Source organism: Oscillibacter sp. UBA6647, assembly GCA_002455655.1.
Lineage (GTDB): Bacteria > Bacillota > Clostridia > Oscillospirales > Oscillospiraceae > Oscillibacter.
Map to the genome: position 1 here is coordinate 1053 of DKLF01000088.1, position 4741 is coordinate 5793.

General features: G+C 59.7%; 6 protein-coding genes and 1 pseudogene. 1 reads left to right on the top strand and 6 read right to left on the bottom strand.

Going from position 1 to position 4741, the window contains the following annotated elements; all coding sequences use genetic code 11:
* The coding region (locus B2W96_RS06335; protein ID WP_293009443.1) for a M20/M25/M40 family metallo-hydrolase at positions 1-392 on the top strand (392 nt) is incomplete at its 5' end.
* 193 nt (positions 393-585) lie between these two features.
* Here B2W96_RS06335 and ribF read toward each other — a convergent pair.
* From ribF to B2W96_RS06365, 6 genes and pseudogenes are all read right to left on the bottom strand, one after another.
* Positions 586-1479 (bottom strand): riboflavin biosynthesis protein RibF, encoded by an 894-nt coding sequence (ribF, locus tag B2W96_RS06340; RefSeq protein ID WP_293009444.1) that lies wholly within the window; start codon positions 1477-1479, stop codon positions 586-588.
* 3 nt (positions 1480-1482) lie between these two features.
* Positions 1483-2349, bottom strand: coding sequence for a tRNA pseudouridine(55) synthase TruB (truB, locus tag B2W96_RS06345; protein ID WP_293009445.1), 867 nt, complete (start codon positions 2347-2349; stop codon positions 1483-1485).
* Between the two features lie 33 nt (positions 2350-2382).
* Positions 2383-2748, bottom strand: a complete 366-nt coding sequence (locus B2W96_RS06350) for a DUF4180 domain-containing protein (protein ID WP_293009446.1) — start codon at positions 2746-2748, stop codon at positions 2383-2385.
* Positions 2749-2764: 16 nt separating this feature from the next.
* Complete coding sequence (locus tag B2W96_RS06355) at positions 2765-3727, bottom strand: DHH family phosphoesterase (RefSeq protein ID WP_293009447.1); 963 nt, start codon at positions 3725-3727, stop codon at positions 2765-2767.
* On the bottom strand, positions 3724-4104 hold the full coding sequence (rbfA, locus tag B2W96_RS06360) for a 30S ribosome-binding factor RbfA (RefSeq protein WP_293009448.1): 381 nt from the start codon (positions 4102-4104) through the stop codon (positions 3724-3726). The genes B2W96_RS06355 and rbfA overlap by 4 nt, the downstream gene beginning before the upstream one ends.
* A gap of 94 nt (positions 4105-4198) precedes the next feature.
* Positions 4199-4741, bottom strand: a pseudogene (locus B2W96_RS06365) (translation initiation factor IF-2); the annotation flags it as partial.

A 4741-nucleotide genomic window follows, 5' to 3' on the forward strand; every position in this document is an offset into this window, starting at 1 on the left:
ACTCGGAGCTTTTGGGCTGTCTGCGTACCTTTTCCGACGCGTCTTTTGCCCTGCTGCGCAGGGAACTGGCGGATACCTGTCGCCGGGTGGAGCGCTCCACCGGCTGCGACGTGACGCTTCACCTCAACGAGGGCTATCCTCCTGTTTGGAACCATGAGGGCCTGTTTGAAACGGTCCAAGCCGGACTGGGGGCGGGCGAAGTTTCCTTGCTCGCTCAGCCCGCATTGGCGGCGGAGGATTATTCTTTCTACCAGCAGCAAATTCCCGGTATCTTTTTCTTCTTGGGCGCTGGAGATGTGCCCCAGCTTCACGCAAGCACTTTTTCCTTTGATGACGAGCGGATTTTGCCCAAGGGCGTGGAATTTTTAAAGAAGCTGCTATATCTGGCGTGAGGGGAGACCCTTTCGCGGTCGGTTTTCAGATTGCTCCAAGGGCTTAACGTCCACGCTGCCGGAAGAAACGGATTTATCATTCATTGCCGTCGGAGCGCAAACTGAAGCGGAGCCTCTCTTTGAGAGGCCCCGCTTTTTATGCTGCAAATTTGAGTGTCCCCACCGGACCGGCGAACTCTTCGGCAGAACTCTGCTATCTCTCAAGCAAGGCTCGCGCCGCTTCCGTGTCCCGGGCAATCTGGGCCTTCAGGCCCTCCAGAGAATCAAAGCGGATTTCGTCCCGCAGCCGCTTATAAAACTCCAGCCGGACGGTCTGCCCGTACAAATCGCCGTCAAAGTCCAGCAAAAAGGTTTCCACGGTGACATCCGTCCCGTTTCCCACGGTGGGCCGGGTGCCCACGTTGGTCACGCCCGCCAGCTCCCTGCCGTCCACCAGGCAGGCCTTGGCGGCGTAAACCCCGTGTCCGGGCACCAGCACATGGGGCGGCACGGTGAGATTGATGGTGGGAATCCCGATGGTCCGGCCGATGCGCCGCCCATGCTTCACTTCCTGGGACAATACGTGAGGATGCCCCAGAAATTCCGCCGCCCGCTCCATCTGCCCCAACTCCACCAATCGGCGGATGTAAGTGGAGCTGACCTCGATACCGCCTCGCTCCACTTTGGGAATGATGTCGCAGCCAATCCCAAGCTGCGCGCATTTTTCCTGCAAAAGCTCAGGCGAACCCTGATTTTTATGTCCGAAATGGTGATCATGCCCCGCCACCAGATGGACGGCGTGGTACCGCTTCACCATAATTTCCGTTACAAATGCGTCCCATGGGGTGGTCATCATTTCCTGGTCAAAGGGGACCATCAAAACGTCCTTAATGCCAAACAGCCGCCGAAGCAAACCCTGCCGGTCCTCCGGGGAATTGATGAGGGGGCATGGAATCCCCGTGACCACCTCTTTAGGCGGGCGGCTAAAGGTAAATACGGCGGGAATACAGCCCCGCCGGGCTGCTTCCTCCACCGCGCGGCGAAGCAGGGCGGCGTGGCCCAGGTGAACCCCGTCGAAAAAGCCCAGAGCAATCACGCGTTCTTTCATATCTTACGCTCCAAAAAAGTTTTTAACCGACGTCAGCACGCCGTTGCTGGCTTGGGAGAGGCAGAGAAAGTCTCCCTCCAGCCCGTATACCCGGACTGTCCCGTCGTTACATGCGGGGGCGTCCACCGGATTTCCGTTCCGGCAGCGGCGCTCCTGCCGCTCTGTCGAGAGGTGAAACGCGGGGTACTCCGCAAAATACGAGTCCGTGGGCAGCAGCAGCGCCGCACCCTGCTCCTGCACGTCGGCAAGGCTCACCGCCTGACTGAGGGTAAAGCCTGCCGCCATGGTCCGCCGCAGAGAGGACATACATCCGCCGCAGCCAAGGGCCTGTCCGATGTCGTGACAGAGGGTGCGGATGTAGGTCCCCTTGGAGCACAGGCACCGCAGAGTAAACTCGGTAGGCCCGGTCTGCTCCAAAAGCTCCAGCTCGTAAATCGTGATCGGCCGGGGCACACGCTCCACCTCGCCGCCCTTGCGGGCGATTTCGTACAATTTCTTTCCCCCGATTTTAATGGCGGAATACATGGGCGGTATCTGCAAAATCTCCCCCGTAAACCGGGGCAGCACCCCCGCCAGCATTTCCCGGGAAACCACTGGCTCACAATGTTCCAGCGCCGTCCCCGTCACATCCTGCGTGTCGGTAACAAGGCCTAAACGCAATCCCGCCACATATTCCTTTTTCCCTTTTTCCGCAAACTCCACCGCCCGGGTGGCCTGCCCCACAAAAACGGGCAGCACGCCGGTGGCCATGGGGTCCAGCGTCCCGCCGTGGCCAACTCGCTTCTCCTTCAGGATGCCCCGCAGCTTGGCGCATACGTCCATGCTGGTCCAGTCCATAGGCTTGTCTACAATGATGATTCCGCTGGGCATAACGCGCCCTCCCCGTTGAAATTTGGCGGTCTGTCAGCCGCCCGCAAGCCTTTCGAGAGCCTCTTCCTTCGTCGGTAAGAAAAAGACATGGCTTCCCTTGTTGGACTCATAGATAAAGTCCTTCAGCGGCTTGCTGGTGTACCCGGTATAGTCGCCGTAAATGGCCACCTTCGTTTGGTATGTCACAAATTTTTGGAGCACGTCGCCCGCAAGGCCCGTGCTCAGAACAAAAAAGTCGTCCGCCACAGCATCCTTGTCAATCGCAATCCTGTCCGCGCCGGCTTCATAGTTCACCGTGGCCAGCAAATCCAGCGCGGACTGGACATCCGTCAGCACCTTTTCGTTTCCGGTGACAACGGCGATGTTGGCATCTCCGCGCTGAATATTTTCGATCTGCATCGCTAGCTCCTCCCCGTCAGTCGGCAAATTTTCCGGTTGCCTTTTCCACCGCCGCCAGCATTCTCCGTCTGGCCTCCGCCATGGGGGCCTCCACGGTGCAGCCTGCGGCGGCCGCATGTCCGCCCCCGCCAAGCTCCGCGCAGACGACACTGGCGTTGATCCGGGGTCCGGTGCGCACAGAGAACTTCCACACGTCGGGCCGCAGCTCCCGCATGGTAATGCCGCAGTCGGTGCCTTCAATCTGCCCGCCGAGGGAGCTTAAATCCTCTGCGTCCGTCTCGTCCGCGCCAACCCGCTCCATCAGGGAAATGGGGACCTTCATCACCACGATCCGGCCACCGTCGTAAAACTCCATACCCGCCAGCATGTCGCCCTCCAGCTCCAACCGTTTTCGGCTTTTGGTGCGGAAGAACACCTGATTCACGGTTCGGTAGTCGATGCCGGTGTCCAACAGCTCCGCCGCCACCCGATGGGTATTGGCGGTGGTATTGCTGTATTGAAAACAGCCCGTGTCGGTGGAAATAGCCACATACAAAGGCAGGGCCATCTCCGCCGTGACGGGGCCAAGTTCCTTTAAAACATCGTAAATAATTTCGCCGCAGGCCCCGGCCTCCGTCCGAACCATGTTCGTCTTACCAAAGCGGGCAAAGGAGGGGTGATGGTCAATGGCCAAATCCACCCTGCCTTTATATTGCTCCGCGTTTTTGGGAAACAGGTCCGTCACCGCGATATCGGTGGACACCACATAGGCGGGAACAAATCCCTCCGGTGCTTCATAGGGCGCCATATAGGGCGCGGTGGTGCGGGTTTTGCCGTCGTTTTCCAGCAGATAGGCCCGCTTGCCAAGATTCCGCAGTCCGGCGCACAAGCCTGCCGCGCAGCCCACCGTGTCCCCGTCGGGGCGAACATGGGTGAGAATCAGAACATCGTCAAACTCCCGCAGCAGCGCGGCCGCCTGAGCCGCCGTCAAGTCCGTCATTCCTTGTCCTCCTGCCCGGCTTGTTCCGCGTCCCTGCGCTCCACGCTGCGAAGCAGCTCTAAAATGTGGGCCCCGTGGGCAATGGAATCGTCCGCCACAAATTGCAGCTCCGGCGTATAGCGCAGGCGCAGCGCCCCGCCAAGCTCCCGCCGCAGAAAGCCCGCAGCGGATTTCAGACCCTTGAGCACATCTTTTTCCTGCTCCTTATCCAGCACACTGACAAATACCTGGGCATAACGCAAGTCCGGCGTGGTGTTCACGCGGGTGATGCTTACCATGCCCACGCCGCTGACTCGGGGGTCCTTCAGCCCGCGAAGCTGGGCCGCCAGCTCCCGCTGGATTTCCTCGTTGATACGGCCGATGCGATTACTGGCCATAAAATGCTCCTTTCCGTGGGCGTCTCGTTAGGACGCCATCCTCTGTGTCAAAAGCAGAGGGCGGCGGCCACGCCGCCGCCCTTATTATATCCGGTTACCGGGGAAGTTCCTCCATGGTGAAGCCCTCGATAATGTCGCCCTCTCTGATATCGTTGAACCGGTCAATGGTCAAACCGCACTCGTAGTTTGTGGTGACTTCCTTGACCGTGTCCTTAAACCGCTGGAGCGAACCGAGCTTCCCCTCGTGAATCACGATACCGTCCCGCACCACGCGTACGCTGCAATCCCGGACCAGCTTGCCGTCCTGCACATACGCGCCTGCCACGGTGCCGATGGAGGACACCTTATAGGTCTGGCGGATTTCCGCGTGGCCCAGAACCACTTCCTTGAACTTGGGAGCCAGCATGCCCTTCATGGCGGACTCGATTTCGTCGATGCAGTCGTAAATCACGCGGTACATCCGCATATCCACGTTCTGCCGGACCGCGCCGTCTCTGGCGGCGGCGTCGGGCCGGACGTTGAAGCCCACGATGATGGCGCCTGTGGAGGCAGCCAGCATCACGTCGGACTCGTTGATTGCGCCCACGCCGCCGTGAATGACCCGAACAGCCACCTCGGCGTTGCTGAGCTTTTCAAG

Bases quoted from the DNA above. Each gene is read 5' to 3' on its own strand.
- ribF (WP_293009444.1), bottom strand. From the start codon at position 1,479: ATGAAAGAACGCGTGATTGCTCTGGGCTTTTTCGACGGGGTTCACCTG.
- truB (WP_293009445.1), bottom strand. From the start codon at position 2,349: ATGCCCAGCGGAATCATCATTGTAGACAAGCCTATGGACTGGACCAGC.
- B2W96_RS06350 (WP_293009446.1), bottom strand. From the start codon at position 2,748: ATGCAGATCGAAAATATTCAGCGCGGAGATGCCAACATCGCCGTTGTC.
- B2W96_RS06355 (WP_293009447.1), bottom strand. From the start codon at position 3,727: ATGACGGACTTGACGGCGGCTCAGGCGGCCGCGCTGCTGCGGGAGTTT.
- rbfA (WP_293009448.1), bottom strand. From the start codon at position 4,104: ATGGCCAGTAATCGCATCGGCCGTATCAACGAGGAAATCCAGCGGGAG.